This is a genomic window from Ruegeria sp. O6 (assembly GCF_056535045.1).
Map to the genome: position 1 here is coordinate 47,501 of NZ_JBQERM010000005.1, position 21,362 is coordinate 68,862.

Below are 21,362 nucleotides of genomic sequence, written 5' to 3' on the forward strand. Positions count from 1 at the left end.
ACCCCAATGGCCCGACGGAACTTCATCAGGTTCAAGCCCACAAATCGGCGCAAGGATGTGATGGCCAGCCCGGCAATCAGCAACTGTAAAGCCAGTTCGCCATAGCGGTGTTCCAGCGCCTCAATCGGTTCGATTCCCAAACCGCCAGTCAGGCCAAGATAGAACAGCCAGGGCGCGGGCAGCGCGCCCATCAGATAAACGGCCCATACCGGAATACGCCGGAGTGTCTGATTGATGGCCTGCATGATTCTAGTAATTCCTGGCCAGATCCATACCTTCATAAAGGCTGGCGACCTCTTCTTCATAACCGTTGAACATCAGCGTCGGTTTGCGCGAGGCAAACAGGCCGCCGCCGATTTCACGTTCGGAGGCTTGCGACCAGCGCGGATGATCCACGTTCGGGTTTACATTACTATAAAACCCGTATTCTCGCGAATTGGCCATATTCCAACTGGTGGGCGGCTCTTCTTCAGTAAGCGTGATCCGAACAATCGACTTGATCGATTTGAACCCGTATTTCCACGGCACGACCAGACGCAATGGCGCGCCGTTCTGATTTGGAATCGGCTTGTCATAGATACCAGTGGCCATGATCGTCAGCGGATGCATCGCCTCGTCCAGGCGCAAACCCTCGCGATAGGGCCATTCCAGAATGGGATAGCGCGTTCCTGGCATCTCATCCGGGCGGTGGGCCGTTTCGAACGCCACGTATTTCGCGCCCTCTTTCACCCCCGCCATGTTCAGAAGATCGGCCAGTTCGAATCCGATCCATGGAATGACCATCGACCAGGCTTCAACGCAACGGAACCGATAGATGCGTTCTTCGATCGTCATCTCGGACAGGATGTCCTTGAAATCATACTCACCGGGACGATCGACCAGACCGTCAATCTGGACGCTCCAGGGTTCGGTCACCAGCGTATGCGCATATTTCGCCGGATCGTCTTTTCCGGTCCCGAACTCATAATAATTGTTGTAACTCGTGATCTCATCCCAGGTGTTCGGCTCCAGCGCATCCTGCGCCGCCGCTGGTTGGCCCATTGCCGCCACACCAACACCCGCCATCCCGGCCATGACCTGCCGCCGGCTCAGGAACGCCGCCCGTGGCGTTACGTCGGCATGTGTCAATGTATTGGTCCAGCGATGCGCCATCTAGGTCTCCGTCGTATTTGTTTGTCATAACAGACTTAGGGTGCTGATAGCACAGACCCATGGAAACAGGCGTCACGTTTGAGCGACGTGATTGTAACGTTCCGAGTGGCGACAGGCCCAGACAGGCGGATTGTGCCGCGCTCTGCCCGCTTTCAGCGGTTGTCACGACCTGAGCCAACTCTCAGTGCTCGAACATTTCGTTGGGGATATACAGTTCACTCAGAGCTGGCTCTGAACGGAGGACAACAGCCGGGTTGTCTGCCTGCAGTCTTTACAACTGCGGGTCCAAAACTGCACTCTGTCAGACAGGCACCATACGCGATCAACAGTGTGGCGGGCCTGTTTTTGCAGCCGCGTGGCCGCAATGGGAGGACGAAAAATGTGTGATATCTGTGTAATGAACGCCGTAAAAGACAGGATGCTGTCCCGGCGCGGGTTCTTCAAAGCTGCTGCGGCATCGGGTGTTGCGGCTGCCGCAACCGGAGCAATGGCACCGGCCGCACTGGCCGCGGGGCATGGCGGTGTCCAAGACATGACCCACACGCTCAGCCCGGAGTTCCCGACCTGGGGCGGAGAGCCGGGCATCTCGGCTGAACAGGCATTCAATTTCGCGGAACACGGATTCAATCTGTTCAATTTGTCGATTAATGAGCATACGGGCACGCATATAGATGCCCCACTGCACTTTTCTGCGGATGGAGCTTCAGTCGATGAAATCCCGGTCTCAGATCTGGTTGCACCACTTTGCGTGGTCGATATCGCAGCCCGCGCAGCAGAAGACGCCGATACGCGTTTAACCCCGGATGATTTGAGAGCCTGGATAGCCGCCAACGGTGACATCCCCGACGGGGCCTGCGTCGCCATGCACTCGGGATGGGCCGGCAAAACCGCTACGGACGCGTTCCGCAATTTCGACGGCGAAGCGCAGCATTACCCGGGCTTTCACGTTGAAGCTGCGCAGATGCTGATGGAGGAAACTGGGGCGCGGTCAATTGCCGTTGACACCTTGTCACTGGATCACGGCATGTCTGCGGATTTCGCCACCCATTATGCCTGGTTGCCTTCTGGCCGGTTCGGGATCGAATGCCTGGCCAATCTGGACCGGGTACCCGCGACGGGCGCGACACTTGTTATTGGCGCACCGAAACACGCTGGCGGCACCGGAGGTCCGGCGCGGATACTTGCGCTGATCTGACCTAACTGACGTACGGCGAAACTGGCCCGCTTTCTTCAGTGGGTCAGTTTCCATCTGCGCATTCCATGAGTGGTAGGCACTGAGAGCAAGCCAGCCAATGGGCAAGACCAAGTCTGACACCACACGGCGCTATGATACCGCTGCACCAAAATGGCGGGATAAGATGCGTGCTCTTGGTTATTACGATGCGTATCTTGGTTTTCTGTCAGCAAGTCAGCTCGCGACAGAGCATAACAGTCGGGTTGTTGATATCGGTGCCGGGACGGCCTCGTTTGCAGAAGCCTGGGTCGCTATTCACGGGTCACCCGTCGAAATAACCCTTCTCGAACCCAGTCAAGCCATGTTGAAACAGGGTCAAAGCGCGTTACAGGCGCGGGGTGTCGAGCCAAGACTTGTGCAGGGATTGTTAGGGTCTGTCGTTCTGGAACCTGCTAATGTGGCACTGGCTGCGCATGTCATCGAACATTGCCCCGATCCGTTGCGCGCACTTGAGAAGATTCACGATATGATGCGCCCTGGCGGTCGTTTGTATCTGGTGGTGTCAAAGCCGCATTGGTGCAATGCAATCATCTGGCTGCAATGGCGCCATCGCACATTCGGCAGAGAAGAAATTCTGGGACTATTGCACAAAGCTGGCTTTGAATGCGAAAGCGAGTACTCATTCCCCGCAGGCCCACCATCCCGGACAAGCCGGGGAATTTTGGCGCGTCGAAGAGCGTAGATGCAGACAAAAAAGACCCGCCAATGCGGCGGGTCTTCCGTTTGTGCCTAAATCAATGCACCACTGCATCATCCGGGCGGGGCCGTTCTGACGTCCCCAACCGGTCACCGATGATCAAGCCATCAGCCCCGGCGGTGACCGGGACAACCTCACCATCCTTGATCTCACCGGCCAACAGCGCTTCGGCCAGCGGGTTCTGCAGGGCGCGCTGAATCACGCGTTTCAGCGGGCGGGCTCCGAAGACAGGGTCATAGCCTTCATTGGCCAGCCATTCCTTGGCACCATCGTCCAGGGCCAGTTCGATCTTGCGGGCCGCCAGGCGCTTTTGCAGACGCGCCATCTGGATATCGACGATGCCATCCATATCGGCCCGCTTGAGCCGGTCAAAGATGATTGTTTCGTCCAGACGGTTCAGGAATTCGGGCCGGAAATGTGCCCGCACCGCATCCATCACGTCACGGCGGGCCTGCGCGCTGTCCGCGCCATCGGGCAACTGGCTGAGCGCCTGAGAGCCGAGGTTCGACGTCAGAATGATCAGCGTCTGCTTGAAGTCCACGGTGCGGCCCTGACCATCGGTCAGCACACCGTCATCCAGAACCTGCAACAGCACGTTGAACACATCCGGGTGGGCCTTTTCGACCTCGTCAAACAGCACGACCTGATAGGGCCTGCGCCGCACGGCTTCGGTCAGCACACCGCCTTCGTCATAACCGACATAGCCCGGAGGGGCACCGATCAGACGGGCAACCGCGTGTTTCTCCATAAACTCGGACATGTCGATGCGCACCATCGCGTTGTCGTCGTCGAACAGGAAGTTCGCCACGGCCTTGGTCAGCTCGGTCTTACCCACGCCGGTCGGTCCGAGGAACAGGAACGATCCCAGTGGGCGGCCTTCGTCATTCAGACCCGCTCGCGCACGGCGCACGGCGTTGGCGACAGCAGTCACTGCTGCATCCTGACCAATCACGCGGGAATGCAGAGCGTCTTCCATCCGCAACAGCTTCTCGCGCTCACCTTCCAGCATTTTCGAGGTCGGGATACCGGTCCAGCGTTCCACGACAGAAGCAATCTGTTCAGGGCGCACCGTTTCCTCGGCCATCATACCATTGCTTTCGGCGTTCTCGGCCTCGGTCAGCTTTTTCTCAAGCTCGGGGATGACGCCATAGGACAGTTCCCCCGCTTTGGCGAGGTTGCCTTCACGCTTGGCGATCTCAAGATCAGCGCGCGCCTTGTCGAGTTGTTCCTTCAGGTCACGGGCCCCCGCCAGCTTGTCGCGTTCGGCCTGCCATTGCGCTGTCATCTCGGCGGATCGTTCCTGCAAATCGGCCAGGTCCTTTTGCAAGGTTTCCAGACGATCTTTCGAGGCCGCGTCATCTTCAAGCTTCAGTGCCTCTTCCTCGATCTGCATCTGCAGGATGTTCCGGTCGAGTTGATCGAGTTCTTCGGGCTTGCTGTCGACCTCCATCCGCAAACGCGATGCCGCCTCGTCGACAAGGTCGATCGCTTTGTCGGGCAGAAAGCGGTCAGTGATATAGCGGTGCGACAGGGTCGCCGCTGAAACAAGCGCTGAATCCGAGATGCGCACACCGTGGTGCAGTTCGTACTTTTCCTTGATGCCGCGCAGGATGCTGATCGTATCTTCGACTGTCGGCTCCTGTACCATTACAGGCTGGAACCGGCGCGCAAGGGCAGCGTCTTTTTCCACGTATTTGCGATACTCATCCAGCGTGGTCGCACCAATACAATGCAACTCGCCCCGGGCAAGCGCAGGCTTGATCAGGTTGGCCGCATCCATTGCACCATCAGACTTCCCGGCACCGACCAACGTGTGCATCTCGTCGATGAACAGGATGATTTCACCCGCAGCTTCAGTCACTTCGGTCAGAACGGCCTTGAGGCGTTCTTCGAACTCACCACGGTATTTCGCACCAGCAATCAACGCGCCCATGTCGAGCGCCAGCAGCTTCTTGTCCTTCAGCGATTCCGGCACATCGCCGTTAACGATGCGCAGGGCCATGCCCTCGGCAATCGCGGTCTTACCGACGCCGGGTTCACCGATCAGAACCGGGTTGTTCTTGGTGCGACGCGACAGAACCTGCATCGAGCGGCGGATTTCTTCATCCCGACCGATGATCGGATCAATTTTGCCTTCGGCCGCAGCCTCGGTCAGGTCACGTGCGTATTTCTTGAGCGCGTCATAACCTTCTTCCGCCGACGCGCTGTCAGCGGTGCGACCCTTGCGAATGTCGTTGATCGCCTCATTCAGCTTTTGCGCTGATACGGCTCCGGCGTCCAATGCATCCTTGGCCTTGGACTTCACCATGCACAGCGCCATCAACACGCGTTCGACCGGCACGAAACTGTCGCCCGCCTTTGATGCCAACTTTGCAGCCTCGTCCAGTACTTTGGCGGTCTGGCCGTCCATGTAGATCTGGCTCGCGTCGCCGCTGACCTTGGGGATTTTCCCCATCGCGGTGTCCAGCGCTTCAACCACGCGGTTCGGGGCCCCACCCGCGCGCGTGATCAGGTTGCTAGCCAACTCCTGATCGTCATCCATCAGTGCTTTGAGTATATGCGTAGGCTCCAGCCTCTGGTGCCCCTCGCGCAGCGCAATGGTTTGCGCTGCCTGCACGAATCCCCGTGCCCGCTCGGTGAACTTGTTCAAGTCCATGATATTCTCCTTTTCCAAGCGCCCCGTTTTGACATGCCCGCCTGGCAGCACATGTCGGTCGAAGCCTCACATTCAATCTGGGAAATATCTTCGGTGGTTCAAGAGGCTAAAACACAGAAATCGACCTATTCGCGCTGGATGGTATAGACTGAATAACCACCGGTCTCGGCGACCTGAACGGCACCCAGATCATTCACCAAAGATTGGGCTGCCGCACTTCCCGTCGGGCAAGAAACCAGATCTGCCGTATGGTCCAGGAAATTGCCGGTAAACGCCGTTTCACCAGTAAGTTGACACCAATCATCCTCGGACCTGTAACCACCAACCAAACGCAAATCGTCATTGGTCGGCACAGGTGCAGCCCCTGTATCCGTCTCCTCGGGCGGCGTTTCATTACATGCGGCCAGTGCAATCAACGCGCCCAACAAAACCAGCTTTTTCATTTGTCGCCCCTTATTTTGAATTCGAGTTTTCAATACAGAGCACGATAACACGATTTGAAGCTGCCTGCGCGGCTTAGCAGATGGACAGAGCGGCCCGAAGCCGCTAGGACGCAGACGTTTGCCAAAAAGGAGCGCCCCCCATGTCTGATGACCGCCTGATCGTAGCCCTTGATGTTCCCAACGCTCTGCAAGGGTTGGCCATGGCAGAACGTTTGGGGGACAGTGTTTCTTTCTATAAGATCGGGCTGGGTATGCTGACCGGTGGCGGGCTGGCATTGGCCAACGAACTGAAACAAGATCACGGCAAGCGCATCTTCCTGGACATGAAGTTGTTCGACATTGGCAATACAGTTGAGAATGCCGTGCGGGGATTGGCGCAATTCGATCTGGATTTTCTGACCGTGCATGGTGACCCTCATGTGGTGCGCGCCGCCAAAGAAGGTGCTGCGGGTAAAGACCTGAAGATCCTCGCCGTAACCATCCTGACCTCGCTGAACCGCGACGATCTGGACGCAAGTCTTTTGAAACCTGGTGATGTGCAGGATTTGGTTGTCGAACGCGCGGCCAAGGCCTTTGAAGCCGGGGCTGATGGCGTTATCGCCAGCCCGCAAGAGGCCGCCCTGATCCGGGCTCTGCCACAGGCTGAAGGGCGTCTGATCGTAACCCCTGGTGTGCGCCCGGCTGGCGCAGCGCTTGGTGACCAGAAACGTGTAGCATCCCCTGCAAGCGCTATTCAGGATGGCGCTGATCATATCGTTGTCGGCCGCCCGATTTATCAGGCAATAGACCCAAAAGCCGCTGCTGAGACCGTTCTTTCCGAACTAAATTCTCTCAAGGTGTGCTAAGACCACTTGGCCTTTTCAGGTGGGTTTTGCGTTGGGTTTTCCGCGCAACAAGTTGACCTTAGGTCACTTTTTGACAAAACCGCGCCAAATCGTCTCTGTGCCAGAAAACACACATTCAAAACCCGAGTTTTCTCGGCACAACCTTCATCCTATCGAAACCAAGGATTTTCAGAGATTCTGAAGGGGAAATACTCCCCAACGAACCGCTTCTTCCTGAGGTTCGTTACTTCCCCCCGCGATGTGCGGGGGGTCTTCTTTCCAAATCACCCCATGTCAGCAGGGCCTTTGATCCAGGATCACAGGTGATATAAAGAACGTCCAAGCCAACTGCGGAACGCATGAGGACGCAGATGCCCGGTCTTTGCCGAGATTGCCTGACCACATTGTCAAACGAACAACGCTGTACTGCCTGTGGCAGTCCGCGGGTAAAGACACACCCGGAACTGTTTGACTTGTCGATTGCCCATATGGATTGTGACGCCTTCTATGCCTCGGTTGAAAAACGTGACAACCCGGAACTGGCGGACAAACCGGTTATCATTGGCGGCGGCAAGCGCGGCGTTGTTTCAACTGCCTGCTACGTTGCCCGTATTCGCGGCGTCCGGTCGGCTATGCCCATGTTCAAGGCCCTGCAACTCTGCCCCGAAGCCGTCGTGATCAAGCCCCGCATGTCCGTCTACGCTGAGGTGTCGCGCGACATCCGCGCGATGATGGATGAATTGACACCCGTGGTCGAACCCCTGTCGCTGGACGAAGCCTTCATGGACCTGTCGGGAACCGAACGTCTGCATGGCGCGCCGCCGGCCGTCATGCTGGCGCGTCTGGTCAAGCGCATGAAGGATGAAATCGGTGTCACCGGCTCTATCGGATTAAGTCACAACAAATTTTTGGCCAAGGTCGCTTCGGATCTCGACAAACCGCGCGGATTTTCAGTGATTGGCAAGGCGGAAACGGCAGAGTTTCTGAATGACAAACCCGTACGGTTGATCTGGGGCATTGGCCCGGCTGCGCAAGAAGCGCTGGACAAGGCAGGGATCAGAACTTTCAGTGATTTGCTGCGTTGGGATCAGGAAGCGCTGACCGCGCGGTTCGGCTCAATGGGATATCGCCTGTGGCACTTGGCTCGGGGTCAGGACAAGCGACGCGTATCGGCGCATGAGCCGATGAAATCCATCAGCAACGAGACGACATTTTTCGAAGATACGTCGAGCCTTGATATTCTGGACGGTCATTTGTGGCGGATGGCCTTGAAAGTGTCGGACCGCGCCAAGGCAAAGGATCTGGCTGGTCGGGTTGTCACGTTGAAACTGAAGAAAGCCAATCACAAGATCCTGACGCGGCGCGTAGCCTTGCGGGATGCGACACAGATTGCCGACCGGATTTACCGCACGGCCCGGGGCCTGTTCGATCAGGTTGGCGATCAGGGGCCATATCGATTGTTGGGCTGTGGTTTGTCCGACCTTTGCCCGGCTGATCAGGCGGATATTTCCGGCGACTTGCTGGATCCGGATGCTGCCCGCAGATCCAAGGCCGAACGGGCCACGGACGAGATTCGCCAGCGGTTCGGGGCCGAAGCAATCATGAAGGGCCGTGCGCTGCGCTGAAGCTACTCCGCCGCCAGACGCTCTGGGCTCGCACCCAGGCTGGAAATCTCGCGAACCACCTGCCTGAGCAGCTTCGAGAACGCCATGAAATTGGCATTGGGCGCGATTTTTTCTTCGTCCATGTACAAAGCGCGATCGATCTCGATCTGTACAGCGTGCTGCTGGCGACCGGGACGACCATAGGTTTGCGTCACATATGCTCCGGCAAAAGGCGCATTGCGTGCCACGTTGAGACCCGCTGCCGCGAAAGCGGCTTCAATGATATCGACGACCTCTGACGACGCGGACGCGCCAAACCGGTCGCCCAGCACGATCTCGGGCCGCCTTGCGCGCGCAGTGCCCGCCATGGCCACCGCCTCGTGCGGCATCGAGTGGCAGTCCACCAGAATTGCCTGTCCGAACATCTCGTGTGATTCGGCCAGCAGGGATTTCAACCGCGCATGATAAGGGCGCCAATAGGTGTCGATGCGCAGCCGCGCTTCGTCCATGGTAAGTTTGCCGCGATAGATTGCCCGACCGTTGGCAACTACGCGGGGAATCACCCCCAGCCCTGACGCGACCCTTGGATTATGCCCGTGCCTGCGGGCACCGCTGATCAAGGCCGGGTCAAGCTCATCCAGACTGCGGTTCAAATCCAGATAGGCGCGTGGCATGGCCGCCTTGATCAAAGGGGCACCGTTTTCCGCAGCCGGCGCGAACAACTGATCAACAAAGGCGTCTTCTGAGGATCGAATCACGCTCCGGTTCAACACGGACCGGTTCAGAAATGCCTCAGGATACTCCCGCCCGCTGTGTGGCGATGAAAAAACCACGCACGAGGTGCGGTTTTCGGGCATATCCAATACATAGGCTGCGCTTTGCATGATCCCTCCGTGTTCGTAATCAACATAGACCGGAAAAATTGTTCTTCCAAACCCCTTGAACCCTTTTGCGACTCCTTTTATAGACCCCGCTACCGGCGCGGGGATCCGCGCCCCATTTCGTTATGGGGCAAGGCACGCAAAGGGAAAGTGGGCGGTTAGCTCAGCGGTAGAGCACTTCGTTGACATCGAAGGGGTCACAAGTTCGATCCTTGTACCGCCCACCATCGTTTCACTGTTCCGGTTTTCCGGGGCACCCGAGTAACCCAGGCGCTGGCCACGTCCTTGATGAAGGCGCCGCAGATTGGAGACAGACCATGAAGGTCAAGAACTCGCTCCGCTCGCTCAAGAACCGGCACCGCGACTGCCGGATTGTGCGTCGCAAAGGCCGCGTCTACGTGATCAACAAGACGCAGCGCAAGTTCAAAGCTCGTCAGGGCTAAGAACGGCACATCACTGCTTAAAGAAACCGCACCTTCGAGTGCGGTTTTTTTTGTTCCACCCGCGCCTAAAATGTAATCCCTGCATGGATCAGAATGCCAACGACCATAAGAAAGTTCAGAACCATCGAAATCCCGTTGCCGACATAGATTGGAAGCTTTCCAACAACCAAGCCGTAAGCAAACCAAAGCAGGGACAAGGCGGTATATAGCGACCAAGACAACAAGGATTGTCCCGAGGCATGGTGCGAATGCGTCAAATACAGCTTCACGAGCTGTGGCAGTGTGGCAAAAGGACCAACCACGCCAACAAAAACCATGAACCCTTCAAAGCGCGACATCCAATGGCCAAGGTTAGATTTCTCCAATTTTTCAGCCAGTGTTTCGGGCATATCTCACGTTCTTCCTTTAAGTGAATAAGACGGCATGTTCTTTTTCTCGGACAATCTGTCTTGCCAAAATATCCGCTAGAAGCGCTTGGACCAAGTCCCTCGACCACGTTACCACCAACCTTCCCCCCTCGTATGCCTTCAGAGCATCGCATATTGAACGTCACAGCGACCTTTTGACCAAGTAAATCAGTCGGATTTACTTGCATCCCGCCCAGAATCGTATAATTGAGAAAATCAGTCGGATTAATGACCGACCCGAAATTCAATTGTTGAGGCACACAATGCTGAAATCCACGACCTGCCTGGCCGCCGCACTGTCGGCTCTGATCGCAACCTCTGCCGCCGCCGAGGGCGAACTGAACCTCTATTCGTCGCGCCACTATGACACCGACGAACGGCTGTATACCGACTTTGAAGACGCAACCGGCATCAAGATCAACAGGATCGAAGGCAAAGCGGATGAACTGATTGCCCGGATGGAAGCGGAAGGCGCGAACTCACCTGCCGACGTGATGCTGACCGTGGACACGTCGCGTCTGGCGCGGGCCAAGAATGCAGGTGTCCTGCAATCAATCGACAGCGCTACACTGGAAGAGCGCATTCCAGCCAATCTGCAGGACAGCGACAATCAGTGGTTTGGTTTCTCGCAACGCGGTCGGATCATCTTTTTCGACAAGGAAAACGTGACCAACCCGCCGGCCACCTACGCTGATCTGGCAAAACCGGAATACAAGGGAATGGTCTGTATCCGGTCTTCGACCAACACCTACAACCAGACCCTGCTGGCATCGATCATCACACATGAAGGCACTGAGGCCGCCAAGTCCTGGGCCGAGGGTGTTGTCGCCAACATGGCGCGTGACCCGCAGGGCGGTGACACCGACCAGTTGCGCGGCATCGTTTCGGGCGAGTGTGACATCGCGGTTTCGAACACCTACTATTTCGCGCGCTCCATTCGCACAGACGTCAAAGGCTTGTCCGCAGACCGCGATATGATCGGCTGGGTCTTCCCGAACCAGGACAGCTATGGCGCGCATATGAATCTATCCGGTGGTGGGGTCGCCGCGCATGCACCCAACAAGGAAAACGCGATCCTGTTCCTTGAATATCTGGCCAGCGATCAGGCGCAGAAATACTTCTCGGCGGGAAATGACGAGTTCCCGGCAGTTCCAAATGTCGAACTGGCCGAGTCGGTCAAGGCGCTGGGTGAATTCAAGGCAGACGACGTGAACCTTTCAGACGTTGCAAAGAACATCCCCGAAGCGCAGAAGATCTTTAACGAAGTTGGCTGGAAGTAATCCTTCTTGGCTCTGACTTCTTGAATAGGATGCGGATTGTCCGCATCCTTTTTCGTTGATATGTGATGTTTATTTGTATATTTTCTCGTATATGAGAAAATTTTTCAATATGATGTAATGCCTGACACCCTGTCAAACCGCCTCGCCAATCGCCTGAGCGAACTGCGCCGCGGGCGTGGTTGGTCTTTGGATTACCTTGCCGAACACAGCAGGATCAGCCGCGCCACCTTGTCCCGTATGGAAAAAGGGGATGTCAGCCCAACAGCCGACAATCTAGGCCGTCTGTGCGCTGTATACGATCTGCCGATCTCACGCCTGCTGATGATGGTTGAAGACAGCTTTGACCCCAAGGTTCCATTCGAACGCCAGACCGAGTGGCGCGACCCCGAAACCGGCTTCACCCGCCGTGCTGTTTCACCACTTGCAAATGGATTGAACGCCGAGGTTCTGGAATGCCACCTGCCCCGGGACACGGTCATTACCTACGAAGTGCCACCTAAATCGGGGCAAGAGCATCATCTGATCTTAATGGACGGCGCGCTTACTCTGACGGTTGATGGAACTCCCCACGCGCTGAACGCCGGGGATTGCCTGCGCTACCATCTGTCGGGACCGACCCGGTTTGAAACAGGGGCGTCGCGTGGCGCACGTTACCTGCTGGTGCTTATATGATCACGCGCCTGACCGAGAACGATTTTGACGCCGCGCTGGATGACCTGGCTGAAATCCTGCATGCCTGTGTTCATGATGGGGCCAGCATAGGTTTCATACTTCCGTTTACCCTGAACGATGCGCGTGCGTACTGGCAACAAAACGTACAGCCCAGTCTCAGGTCTGGTAAGCTGGACTTGTTCGTTTCGTATGACGGTCCCCGCATTGCAGGCACCGTTCAACTAATCCCGGCCGCAATGCCCAACCAACCCCACCGCGCCGACGTGGCGAAACTTCTGGTCCACCTCAACGCCAGACGGCGGGGATTAGGCCGATCCCTGATGAATGCGCTTGTTCTTCGGGCGCGAGAGGTGGGGCGCACGATGCTCGTACTTGATACGCGCAGCACCGATCCCTCGCGGCTGCTTTATCAAAGCCTCGGGTTTCAAATCGCGGGGGAAATACCGAATTACTGCCGGAACCCATTTGAACCAAAATTCGAGTCCACAACCTATATGTACAAAAACCTTGACGCTTGAAAAGACGCGGCCCCTGCTACTCGGCGGCGGTTACCTTTTCGGGAAACTTGTTCGGCAACAGCCCAAGGCGGCGCGCACAACGAACATCTGCCAGCAGGTTCCGTTCGGCGGCCTCAAACAACTCTTCAGGGTCATCCAGAACAAAATACCCCATCTGATGCATATCGATCCGGTAGGGTGTTCGTAGAATCGTCAGAACGTCAAACGGGTCACGATCGGGTATGTCGCTGGTCACGGCATAGACCAGTTCTGTCGGCGACGACGCCAACCCTGAACCCAACGCCTTGATCTGACCGTTCTGGCGGCGCAGGCCAAACTCGATCGAAAACCAGTAGAGCCTGATCAACCAGGCATAATCCGCGTCATCTGCCTGCTTTCCGGCTAGCCCGATGGCGTGGCTGAACGCGGCAAAACGTGGATCACTTAACAACGGTGTATGTCCGAATATCTCATGAAAGATATCCGGCTCTTCGATATAGTCGAAATCTTCCCGGGAGCGGATGAAAGAGGCGGCCGGAAAAACCCGATCCGCAAGCATCCCGAAAAATGTCTTGAACCCGATCAGCGCCGGAACCGGCTGCACCCGCCAGCCGGTCAGGTCCAGCAACCGTTTCGAAATTTCCGCACAAGATGGCACTTTGGTCTTCGGCAGGTCCAGCCGCACCAAACCGCTTAGGTATTCCGGTGCCATATAGCGCCGAACATTTTCTTCCTGTGCCGCGTAAAGATCAGCCCAGACCGCATTCTCTTCGTCTGTGTAGGTAATGTGGCCATGTTCATCCGCCAGTTTGGCGACATACTTCGTCGATTTGGGCATCAGCATCCTCCTGCATGAGATCAGGATACCTCAACTCACATGGAGAATTTGTTTTGATATTCTGAGTATCGCCCGTATTATGAACGAAACATTCCGAGATATTGCCATTTGCGGGTCAAATGCTTCACCCTGCCGACATTGATATTTTGCGAGAGCTTCAGGCCAGTGGACGCCTGTCTATGCAGGAACTGGCCGACCGGACCGGGTTGTCGACCTCGCAATGTTGGCGCCGCGTCCGTGACCTTGAATCGTCCGGGGTGGTTTCAGGGTATCGCGCGCAGGTTTCTGCCAAGGCTGTTGGCCTGAATGCCATTGCCTATGTCCACGTCGCGCTGAAGGACCATCAGGAGAACAGCATCTCGGCGTTTCTTCGTCTGGTCGAGACCGAGCCGCAAATCGTCGAGTGCGCCTCGATCACCGGGGATCACGACTTTATCCTGAAGGTTTACGCCAAAACCCCCGAGGATCTTGAAGTCTTTATCATGCAGCGCCTGTTGAAATCAGGGCTGGTCCGCGACACCCGCAGCAACTTTGTGCTTCGCCAGACCAAGACCCGCGGCCCTTTACCCATTCTTTGACAGGGTCCGACGAAACGGAACCTGAGCGGATGTGTCAGGTGCATAACCCATCCTTGCTAAGACGAGGTGTCGAAAGGCTGGGAGTGTCGTTCAATTGGAAAAGCCCGGCCACCGCTTATTGGCGACCGGGCCTACAAGTTACAAAACGTCTTCAGAAGTGAGCCGATTTCGCGGTCGCGGGCTTTTCCATCGGCGGCGCGAACTTGGTCAAGTCGATCCCCTTTACCGCCGACTTGTATTCCTCGGCGGTTGGGGTCCGGCCCAATATGGCCGAGAGTACGACAACCGGTGTCGACGCAAGCAGGGACTCACCCTTTTTCTCATCCGAGTCTTCAACAACACGACCCTGGAACAGGCGCGTGGATGTCGCCAGAACGGTATCGCCTTTTGCAGCCTTTTCTTGGTTCCCCATGCAAAGGTTACAGCCGGGCCGCTCAAGGTACAGGATATTTTCGTATTCCGTGCGTGCCTTGTTTTTCGGAAACAGATCGTCGAATTCAAAGCCCGAGTATTTCTGAAGAATGCTCCACTCGCCTTCTTCTTTCAGCTCATCGATGATGTTGTAGGTCGGTGCTGCGACAACCAGCGGGGCCTTGAATTCGACAGTGCCCTGTTCCTCTTCAAGGTTCTTAAGCATCTGCGAGACGATAATCAGATCGCCTTTGTGCACCATGCACGACCCGACAAAGCCCAGATCGACCTTCTTTTCACCCTTGTAGTAGGAAACCGGGCGGATAGTGTCGTGGGTGTAACGCTTTGATACGTCAGCGTTGTTCACATCCGGGTCGGCTATCATCGGTTCGTCGATCTCATCCAGATCAACGACGAGCTCGGCAAAATACTTGGCGTTTTCATCGGGTTTCAGGGCCGGCTTTTCACCCGACCTGATCTCCGCTATCCGCGCATTCGCCTTGTCGATCAGACCTTGCAGCGTCTGGGCTTCGTTTTCCATACCCTTGTCGATCATGATCTGGATGCGGCCTTTGGCGATTTCCAGAGATTCAATCAGCGTGTCATCTTCGGAAATACAGATCGACGCCTTGGCCTTCATCTCGGCCGTCCAGTCGGTAAAGGTAAACGCCTGATCCGCCAGCAAGGTGCCGATATGAACTTCGATGATCCGGCCCTGGAAGACATTGTCACCGAATGTCTTTAACATCTGCGACTGGGTGGCGTGAACCACATCGCGGAAATCCATATGGCCTGCCATCTGGCCTTTGAAGGTCACCTTAACCGATTCAGGGATCGGCATCGTGGCTTCACCGGTGGCCAGCGCCAGCGCAACGGTGCCCGAATCCGCGCCAAACGCTACGCCCTTGGACATGCGGGTGTGCGAGTCGCCGCCAATGATGATGGCCCAGTCGTCCACGGTGATGTCGTTCAGCACCTTGTGGATTACGTCTGTCATCGAATGGTAAACACCCTTGGGATCACGCGCAGTGATCAGGCCAAAGTTGTTCATGAATTTCATCAGTTTAGGAATGTTCGCCTGCGCCTTTGCGTCCCAAACCGACGCTGTGTGGCACCCGGACTGATATGCGCCATCAACGATGGGCGAGATCACGGTCGCCGCCATAGCTTCCAGCTCCTGCGCGGTCATCAGGCCAGTGGTGTCTTGCGACCCAACGATATTGACCTTAACCCGAGCATCCGAACCCGCGTGCAGAACCTTTCCGTCAGCCACGCCAACCGCGTTTTTGTTGAAGATCTTCTCGACAGCTGTCAGGCCCTGACCCTCGTGCGAGATTTCCTTGGACGGAGCAAATGCAGATTCCAGCGCAACGCCAAGGGTTTCTGCCGCAAATGTCTGCAGCTTCTTCCCAAAGACAATCGCGTAAGAGCCGCCAGCCTTGATGAATTCGACCTTTTGCGGCGTGAAGGACGACGATACATCGACAAGCTCTTTATCGCCTGCTTCGTTGTAAAGCTTCTTGTCCTTTGTGTTGATGGTCAGAACGGTTCCGGTTTCGACCGAGTATTTCTGTTCAAGGACAGGACTTTCGTCGTTGTTCAGAATCGGGTTGCCGTCGTCATCCAGCTTTTTGACCCAGTTCTTCAGGTCAATGCCGATACCTCCGGTCACGCCAACGGTGGTCAGAAAGATCGGTGAGATTCCGTTTGTTCCCGCGACAACTGGTGCGATGTTCACAAAGGGAACATAAGGGCTGGCTTGCGTTCCGGTCCACAAGGCGACGTTGTTGACGCCGGACATGCGCGACGACCCGACGCCCATGGTCCCTTTTTCGGCGACCAGCATGACACGTTTGTCCGGGTGTTGTTTCTGCAAATCCTGAATCTCGGCCTGTGCCGCCGGTGTGATCATGCATTTGCCATGCAGTTCCCGATCCGCACGAGAATGCGCCTGATTACCGGGCGACAGAAGGTCGGTGGAAATGTCTCCTTCGGCCGCGACATAGGTCACAACCTTGATTTCCTCTTCAATGTCAGGCAGCCGGGTAAAGAACTCGGCCTTGGCATAGCTTTCCAGAATGTCCTTTGCGATCGCGTTTCCGGCCTCAAAAGCAGACTTGAGGCGCTGGGTATCCGCATCGTACAGGAACACCTGCGTTTTCAGCACCTCTGCCGCCTGATTTGCGATCGACGCATCATCGCCCAGCGCCAGATCCAGCAGAACCTCGACCGAGGGGCCGCCTTTCATATGTGACAGCAGCTCGAACGCGAAGGCCTGCGAGATTTCTTCGACCGAGGCTTCACCCAATATGATCTCTTTCAGGAACTGTGCCTTTTCACCAGCTGCGCTGGTTGTCCCCGGCAGCGTGTTATAGATGAAATAGGTCAAAGACTCGGCGCGGTGAACGTTTTCAACATCCTTGATTTGCTCGATGATTTCCTGAAGCAGCACACCGTCTTCAATGGGTTTGGGGTGCAAACCTTGCTCTTTGCGCGTCTCAATCTCGTTCAGGTATTCTGTATATAGGCTCATGACGGTTCCGACCATTTAGCTGGTGCGCTGGCGGGTAACAAACCAGCGCCTTAATTTTGTATGCCGCGGTATACTAAATGCCTACAACTTGCAAGACACTCTCCTGCGACCCTGTGTCCTGATCGAGGATGTATTTGTCGAAATACTTGCCAGTCAGGCGTGATCTGTCTGTCGCGGCCAACAGGTTTTTGCACCCTGGCACGCTAGCTTCCAGATGCGGAAATCAGTTCCTTGGCCAGCGGCAAGGATGAGTAACCCAGCCGGGACGGCGTCAATCCCAATCGCACAATCACCATATCATGAGAGGGGAAAATACCGATGGACTGACCATCATGCCCCTGCAACCAGACGGCATCTTCAAAAGGTGGCAAATCTCCGGGTGCTTCCAGCCAAAGGTGGCCCTTGGCGTATTTGCCATCCGAAGCATCAACCGGCTCGAACATCCAGTTCACATAACCTTCTGGTAATATCCGAGAGCCCTTCCAAACCCCTTTTTGCAGCAAAAGCTGCCCGTACCGGGCCCAGTCACGCGCCGTCGCATACATATAACTGGACCCGATGAAGGTATCGCTGACATCCGTCTCGATAACCGCCGATGTCATGCCAATCGGCGCAAATAGCGCGTTGTGCGGATAGCTCAGCCCACCGTCGCCCAACTTGTCCTGCCAAACCCGAGACAGCATCGTGGACGTGCCCGAGGAATAGTTGAAGTCCGTTCCAATACTGGATTCAGCAACGCGCCCGGCAGCAAATTCGGCCATACCGTCACGAAGATACAGCATGCGTGTTACGTCTGAAACGTCGCCGTATTCTTCATCCCATTGCAGCCCGCTTGTCATCGCCAGCATATCAGCCACGGTAATGTTGCGCCTTGCGTCGTCGGCCCAATCGGGAAAGCTGTCGACAAACGTATCTGACAATCTCATTTGACCCGCTTCAATCAAGGTGCCGATCAATCCGGCCGTAACTGTCTTGGTCATGGACCAGCCCAGTAACGGGGTATCCGCATCAAACCCAGCTGCGTACCGTTCAGCAATGATGCGCCCGTTTCGAACCACCACAACTGCGCGAAATCCTTCGCCCACCAAACTGTCATTCGACAGTACAATCTGAAGCTTCGGGTCTTGGGACAAGGCAACGTCATTCCCGTTTGGCCATAGTCCTGCTGGCAGCGGATCAGGCGCGGAAAGTGTCTGGTTGCTCAGATCAGCCTCATGAACATTTGTGCAGCCAAGCCCCTGACGAAACTGCGATCTCGCGGGTGCAAAAAACCGGAAGATCCGCGCTTTCACAGTCTGCGCTTCCCGATCCACCTCTATTGAGATTTGCCCCAGCAGAGGGTGGCCGGGTGCTTGCACGTCCACAGCCAGAACTTCGTCAGGATCCCGTCCAGCAATGAAAACGTTCGAACAGACAATCTTGGCAGAGTAGTTGGTTCCCACCTTCAAAAGATCCGGGGGTGCGAACCAAAGGTAGCCAATCAAAGCTACCCCGCCCAGAACCACCGCACTGCCGGTCATTTTTAGTACTTTGCTGAACATCCGCCGCAACCATTCCTGCCGCTACCTCGCCCGGCAAAGGTTAGAAGCAACCGAGCAGGCTTTACCACAGTTTCGTTACGTCGACTGATAGGTCAGAGCCCGCACGCTGAAGCATGGCCAGTGCCATCCAAGATGCACATCGCTCGATCAGCAATTGCACAGATCGACTTCAGCCCCAAACAGGTAGCACGTTGGTCTTTACACCGTCAGAAATCCAGATTCTCGACGCTCAAAGCGTTTTTCTGGATAAATTCCCGACGAGGTTCGACAACATCACCCATTAGCTTGGTGAACAGATCGTCGGCTTCCACCATATCGTCTACGCGCACCTGAAGCAGCGTGCGTGCATCCGGGTCCAAAGTTGTTTCCCAAAGCTGGTCGGGGTTCATCTCTCCCAGACCTTTGTAGCGCTGCAGGGACAGGCCCTTTTCCCCTTCTTCCAGAATGGCGCGCAACAGGTCCAGCGGACCGTGGATCAATTGGCTACGATCACGGCGGATCAACGTGGCCGATGTGTTGTAGACCTCTTGCAGGCTTTGCGTGAAGCTGCCTGTTTTGCGGGCCTCCCCCGACCGCAGCATCGGGCCGTCCAAGGTGCGAACCTCTTCGACACCACGCAGAATGCGGGCCAGGCGAATTCCGTGATCCTGCGTGATCCGGCCCTGCCAGCCACGCTCATACTCCAACGCGATCAGATCAAGACGGGCGGCAACCTTGTCAGCCACCCCTTGCAGGTCGGCGTCCACCGCACCCGGCACAAAGGCACCGGCAACGGCTGCCTGTTCCAGAATGTGGCGCGGGTAGTGCGTCGGGAAGGCGTCCAGAACGCGTTTCAACTGGCGCGCTTCGTCCACCACTCGGGCCAGGTCCTGCCCGGTGATCTCTTCACCCGAACCCAGTTTCAGCACGGCGCCCTCGATCCCCTGATTGACGAGATAATCGTCCAGTGCCGCCTGATCTTTCAGATAAACCTCTGATTTACCGCGCGAAACCTTATAAAGCGGCGGTTGCGCAATATAGAGATACCCACCTTCGATCAGTTCAGGCATTTGCCGGTAGAAGAACGTCAGCAACAGGGTCCGGATGTGCGCACCGTCCACATCCGCGTCAGTCATGATGACAATCTTGTGGTAACGCAGCTTTTCGATGTTGAACTCATCGCGGCCAATACCCGTGCCCAGCGCCATGACAAGATTGCCAATCTCTTGCGAGGACAACATCCGGTCAAACCGCGCGCGTTCCACGTTCAGAATCTTACCGCGCAGCGGCAGAACCGCCTGAGTCAGCCGGTCACGGCCCGTTTGCGCCGACCCTCCGGCTGAATCCCCCTCAACAAGGAAGACTTCGGTTTTGGAGGGGTCTTTTTCGGAACAATCCTTCAGCTTGCCCGCCAGATAGTTCACATCCATCGCCGTTTTGCGGCGGGTCAGTTCACGCGCCTTTCGCGCGGCCTCGCGTGCCAGCGCGGCCTCGATGATCTTGCCGACGATCGCCTTGGCCTCGGTCGGGTTTTCTTCAAACCACTCGGCAAGTTTTTCGTTCATCAGACCTTCGACCGCCGGACGAACCTCGGAACTGACCAGCTTGTCTTTCGTCTGTGACGAGAATTTCGGATCAGGCACTTTGACTGACAGCACACAGGTCAGACCTTCGCGCGCGTCATCACCGGTAAAGCTGACCTTTTCCTTTTTCGCGATCCCGCTGGACTGCGCGTAGTTGTTGATCGTCCGGGTCAGGGCACCTCGGAAACCCGCCACATGGGTACCGCCATCGCGCTGAGGTATATTGTTGGTAAAGGGCAGGACAGATTCGTGATAGCTGTCATTCCACCACATTGCGATTTCCACGCCGATATCGTCGCGCTCGCCCTTGATATAGATCGGCTCGGACATGGCGGGGGTTTTGGACCGGTCGAGGTACTTGACGAATTCCTTGACCCCACCTTCATAGAACAACTCGGTTTCCAGCCGCTCCGCCGGACGCTCGTCAATCAGGATGATCCGCACGCCCGAATTCAGGAAAGCCAGTTCGCGCAGGCGTTTTTCCAATGTCTCGAATGAGTATTCGAGGTTCGAGAATGTATCGGTCGAAGCCAGAAACCGCACTTCTGTTCCTGTCCGGTCTCCGCATTCACCGACAACCTTCAGGTGCTCAGCGGTTTCGCCACCTTCAAACCGCGCGACATGCTCTTTGCCATTGCGCCAGACACGCAGTTCCAACCAATCCGAAAGCGCGTTCACCACGGAAACACCCACACCGTGCAGGCCGCCTGACACCTTGTACGAGTTGCTGTCGAATTTTCCGCCGGCATGCAGTTGGGTCATGATGACCTCGGCCGCCGACACGCCTTCTTCCGGGTGGATGTCCACCGGAATACCACGCCCATTGTCGCTGACCGAAACACTGGAATCGGCGTGAATTTTCACCGTCACATGGTCAGCATGACCCGCCAGAGCCTCGTCAATCCCGTTGTCGACAACCTCATACACCATATGGTGCAGACCCGAGCCATCATCCGTGTCCCCGATATACATGCCGGGGCGTTTGCGAACTGCCTCCAAGCCTTTGAGAACCTTGATAGAATCTGCGCCGTATTCTTGAGGGGCCTGTGCGTCTTCGGACATTCAGTCAGTACCTATATTATTTTGGTAACTTATACGTTTTCTGGTAG

Annotated in this window: 19 protein-coding genes and 1 tRNA gene (1 of these 20 cut by a window edge); 10 read left to right on the forward strand and 10 right to left on the reverse strand. The window is 56.2% G+C overall.

Annotation, left to right across the window (positions count from 1 at the left end; translation table 11 throughout):
• Together msrQ and msrP are read right to left on the reverse strand one after the other, a co-directional pair.
• Positions 1 to 245, reverse strand: the beginning of a protein-coding gene (gene msrQ, locus ACR0DY_RS08425) for a protein-methionine-sulfoxide reductase heme-binding subunit MsrQ (RefSeq protein ID WP_480483962.1). Its footprint begins 370 nt before the window's first position; 245 of the gene's 615 nt are visible here — the first part of the coding sequence; the start codon lies at positions 243 to 245; its stop codon lies off the left edge, out of view.
• A 4-nt stretch (positions 246 to 249) separates the two neighbouring features.
• A complete protein-coding gene (gene msrP / locus ACR0DY_RS08430; RefSeq protein WP_480546213.1) occupies positions 250 to 1,152 on the reverse strand; it encodes a protein-methionine-sulfoxide reductase catalytic subunit MsrP in 903 nt (300 codons plus the stop codon).
• A 379-nt stretch (positions 1,153 to 1,531) separates the two neighbouring features.
• On the opposite strand from msrP, the gene ACR0DY_RS08435 reads away from it, so the two are divergent.
• Together ACR0DY_RS08435 and ACR0DY_RS08440 are read left to right on the forward strand one after the other, a co-directional pair.
• The gene (locus tag ACR0DY_RS08435; protein ID WP_480546214.1) at positions 1,532 to 2,347 is read left to right on the forward strand and encodes a cyclase family protein; all 816 of its coding nucleotides are present in this window, start codon (positions 1,532 to 1,534) and stop codon (positions 2,345 to 2,347) included.
• Between the two features lie 97 nt (positions 2,348 to 2,444).
• A complete protein-coding gene (locus ACR0DY_RS08440) occupies positions 2,445 to 3,068 on the forward strand; it encodes a class I SAM-dependent methyltransferase (RefSeq protein WP_480488071.1) in 624 nt (207 codons plus the stop codon).
• Positions 3,069 to 3,120: 52 nt separating this feature from the next.
• Here ACR0DY_RS08440 and clpB read toward each other — a convergent pair whose 3' ends face one another.
• Together clpB and ACR0DY_RS08450 are read right to left on the reverse strand one after the other, a co-directional pair.
• A complete protein-coding gene (clpB, locus tag ACR0DY_RS08445; protein WP_480546215.1) occupies positions 3,121 to 5,739 on the reverse strand; it encodes an ATP-dependent chaperone ClpB in 2,619 nt (872 codons plus the stop codon).
• Between the two features lie 125 nt (positions 5,740 to 5,864).
• Entirely contained in the window at positions 5,865 to 6,182 is a 318-nt protein-coding gene (locus ACR0DY_RS08450) for a hypothetical protein (protein ID WP_209599181.1), read from the reverse strand.
• 140 nt (positions 6,183 to 6,322) lie between these two features.
• Between ACR0DY_RS08450 and pyrF the strand changes: the two genes are divergently transcribed.
• Both pyrF and ACR0DY_RS08460 read left to right on the forward strand, forming a co-directional pair.
• On the forward strand, positions 6,323 to 7,027 hold the full coding sequence (gene pyrF, locus ACR0DY_RS08455) for an orotidine-5'-phosphate decarboxylase (RefSeq protein ID WP_480483957.1): 705 nt from the start codon (positions 6,323 to 6,325) through the stop codon (positions 7,025 to 7,027).
• Positions 7,028 to 7,377: 350 nt separating this feature from the next.
• Positions 7,378 to 8,631 (forward strand): DNA polymerase IV, encoded by a 1,254-nt coding sequence (locus ACR0DY_RS08460; RefSeq protein ID WP_480483956.1) that lies wholly within the window; start codon positions 7,378 to 7,380, stop codon positions 8,629 to 8,631.
• 2 nt (positions 8,632 to 8,633) lie between these two features.
• Here ACR0DY_RS08460 and ACR0DY_RS08465 read toward each other — a convergent pair whose 3' ends face one another.
• Positions 8,634 to 9,494: an N-formylglutamate amidohydrolase gene (locus ACR0DY_RS08465; protein WP_480898113.1), complete on the reverse strand. Its 861-nt coding sequence runs from the start codon at positions 9,492 to 9,494 to the stop codon at positions 8,634 to 8,636.
• Between the two features lie 149 nt (positions 9,495 to 9,643).
• Between ACR0DY_RS08465 and ACR0DY_RS08470 the strand changes: the two genes are divergently transcribed.
• Positions 9,644 to 9,718, forward strand: a tRNA-Val gene (locus tag ACR0DY_RS08470).
• Positions 9,719 to 9,808: 90 nt separating this feature from the next.
• A complete protein-coding gene (gene ykgO / locus ACR0DY_RS08475) occupies positions 9,809 to 9,934 on the forward strand; it encodes a type B 50S ribosomal protein L36 (RefSeq protein ID WP_008755722.1) in 126 nt (41 codons plus the stop codon).
• Positions 9,935 to 9,999: 65 nt separating this feature from the next.
• Here ykgO and ACR0DY_RS08480 read toward each other — a convergent pair whose 3' ends face one another.
• On the reverse strand, positions 10,000 to 10,323 hold the full coding sequence (locus tag ACR0DY_RS08480) for a SemiSWEET transporter (RefSeq protein ID WP_480474865.1): 324 nt from the start codon (positions 10,321 to 10,323) through the stop codon (positions 10,000 to 10,002).
• Positions 10,324 to 10,604: 281 nt separating this feature from the next.
• Here ACR0DY_RS08480 and ACR0DY_RS08485 point away from each other — a divergent pair, with 281 nt between their 5' ends.
• The 3 genes from ACR0DY_RS08485 (at position 10,605) to ACR0DY_RS08495 (ending at position 12,811) form a co-directional block, all read left to right on the forward strand.
• Positions 10,605 to 11,621, forward strand: a complete 1,017-nt coding sequence (locus ACR0DY_RS08485; protein WP_480483955.1) for a Fe(3+) ABC transporter substrate-binding protein — start codon at positions 10,605 to 10,607, stop codon at positions 11,619 to 11,621.
• 117 nt (positions 11,622 to 11,738) lie between these two features.
• Positions 11,739 to 12,293: a helix-turn-helix domain-containing protein gene (locus tag ACR0DY_RS08490; RefSeq protein ID WP_480483954.1), complete on the forward strand. Its 555-nt coding sequence runs from the start codon at positions 11,739 to 11,741 to the stop codon at positions 12,291 to 12,293.
• Positions 12,290 to 12,811, forward strand: coding sequence for an N-acetyltransferase family protein (locus tag ACR0DY_RS08495; RefSeq protein WP_480483953.1), 522 nt, complete (start codon positions 12,290 to 12,292; stop codon positions 12,809 to 12,811). Before ACR0DY_RS08490 ends, ACR0DY_RS08495 begins: the two co-directional genes overlap by 4 nt.
• Positions 12,812 to 12,827: 16 nt before the next feature.
• Here the strand turns inward: ACR0DY_RS08495 and ACR0DY_RS08500 are convergent, their stop codons facing one another.
• Positions 12,828 to 13,628, reverse strand: a complete 801-nt coding sequence (locus ACR0DY_RS08500; RefSeq protein WP_480483952.1) for a phenylalanine 4-monooxygenase — start codon at positions 13,626 to 13,628, stop codon at positions 12,828 to 12,830.
• Positions 13,629 to 13,747: 119 nt separating this feature from the next.
• On the opposite strand from ACR0DY_RS08500, the gene ACR0DY_RS08505 reads away from it, so the two are divergent.
• Positions 13,748 to 14,206 (forward strand): Lrp/AsnC family transcriptional regulator, encoded by a 459-nt coding sequence (locus tag ACR0DY_RS08505; RefSeq protein WP_480483951.1) that lies wholly within the window; start codon positions 13,748 to 13,750, stop codon positions 14,204 to 14,206.
• 151 nt (positions 14,207 to 14,357) lie between these two features.
• On the opposite strand, the gene ACR0DY_RS08510 is transcribed toward ACR0DY_RS08505, so the two are convergent.
• From ACR0DY_RS08510 to gyrB, 3 genes are all read right to left on the reverse strand, one after another.
• Positions 14,358 to 17,150: a bifunctional aconitate hydratase 2/2-methylisocitrate dehydratase gene (locus ACR0DY_RS08510; RefSeq protein ID WP_480483950.1), complete on the reverse strand. Its 2,793-nt coding sequence runs from the start codon at positions 17,148 to 17,150 to the stop codon at positions 14,358 to 14,360.
• A gap of 203 nt (positions 17,151 to 17,353) precedes the next feature.
• The gene (locus ACR0DY_RS08515) at positions 17,354 to 18,670 is read right to left on the reverse strand and encodes a serine hydrolase domain-containing protein (protein ID WP_480483949.1); all 1,317 of its coding nucleotides are present in this window, start codon (positions 18,668 to 18,670) and stop codon (positions 17,354 to 17,356) included.
• Between the two features lie 227 nt (positions 18,671 to 18,897).
• Complete coding sequence (gene gyrB / locus ACR0DY_RS08520) at positions 18,898 to 21,315, reverse strand: DNA topoisomerase (ATP-hydrolyzing) subunit B (protein ID WP_480483948.1); 2,418 nt, start codon at positions 21,313 to 21,315, stop codon at positions 18,898 to 18,900.
• Positions 21,316 to 21,362: the final 47 nt, after the last annotated feature.

Excerpts from the sequence above, each read along its gene's own strand:
- msrP (WP_480546213.1), bottom strand. The coding sequence starts at position 1,152 with ATGGCGCATCGCTGGACCAATACATTGACACATGCCGACGTAACGCCA.
- ACR0DY_RS08435 (WP_480546214.1), top strand. The coding sequence starts at position 1,532 with ATGTGTGATATCTGTGTAATGAACGCCGTAAAAGACAGGATGCTGTCC.
- ACR0DY_RS08440 (WP_480488071.1), top strand. The coding sequence starts at position 2,445 with ATGGGCAAGACCAAGTCTGACACCACACGGCGCTATGATACCGCTGCA.
- clpB (WP_480546215.1), bottom strand. The coding sequence starts at position 5,739 with ATGGACTTGAACAAGTTCACCGAGCGGGCACGGGGATTCGTGCAGGCA.
- ACR0DY_RS08450 (WP_209599181.1), bottom strand. The coding sequence starts at position 6,182 with ATGAAAAAGCTGGTTTTGTTGGGCGCGTTGATTGCACTGGCCGCATGT.
- pyrF (WP_480483957.1), top strand. The coding sequence starts at position 6,323 with ATGTCTGATGACCGCCTGATCGTAGCCCTTGATGTTCCCAACGCTCTG.
- ACR0DY_RS08460 (WP_480483956.1), top strand. The coding sequence starts at position 7,378 with ATGCCCGGTCTTTGCCGAGATTGCCTGACCACATTGTCAAACGAACAA.
- ACR0DY_RS08465 (WP_480898113.1), bottom strand. The coding sequence starts at position 9,494 with ATGCAAAGCGCAGCCTATGTATTGGATATGCCCGAAAACCGCACCTCG.
- ykgO (WP_008755722.1), top strand. The coding sequence starts at position 9,809 with ATGAAGGTCAAGAACTCGCTCCGCTCGCTCAAGAACCGGCACCGCGAC.
- ACR0DY_RS08480 (WP_480474865.1), bottom strand. The coding sequence starts at position 10,323 with ATGCCCGAAACACTGGCTGAAAAATTGGAGAAATCTAACCTTGGCCAT.
- ACR0DY_RS08485 (WP_480483955.1), top strand. The coding sequence starts at position 10,605 with ATGCTGAAATCCACGACCTGCCTGGCCGCCGCACTGTCGGCTCTGATC.
- ACR0DY_RS08490 (WP_480483954.1), top strand. The coding sequence starts at position 11,739 with ATGCCTGACACCCTGTCAAACCGCCTCGCCAATCGCCTGAGCGAACTG.
- ACR0DY_RS08495 (WP_480483953.1), top strand. The coding sequence starts at position 12,290 with ATGATCACGCGCCTGACCGAGAACGATTTTGACGCCGCGCTGGATGAC.
- ACR0DY_RS08500 (WP_480483952.1), bottom strand. The coding sequence starts at position 13,628 with ATGCCCAAATCGACGAAGTATGTCGCCAAACTGGCGGATGAACATGGC.
- ACR0DY_RS08505 (WP_480483951.1), top strand. The coding sequence starts at position 13,748 with ATGCTTCACCCTGCCGACATTGATATTTTGCGAGAGCTTCAGGCCAGT.
- ACR0DY_RS08510 (WP_480483950.1), bottom strand. The coding sequence starts at position 17,150 with ATGAGCCTATATACAGAATACCTGAACGAGATTGAGACGCGCAAAGAG.
- ACR0DY_RS08515 (WP_480483949.1), bottom strand. The coding sequence starts at position 18,670 with ATGACCGGCAGTGCGGTGGTTCTGGGCGGGGTAGCTTTGATTGGCTAC.
- gyrB (WP_480483948.1), bottom strand. The coding sequence starts at position 21,315 with ATGTCCGAAGACGCACAGGCCCCTCAAGAATACGGCGCAGATTCTATC.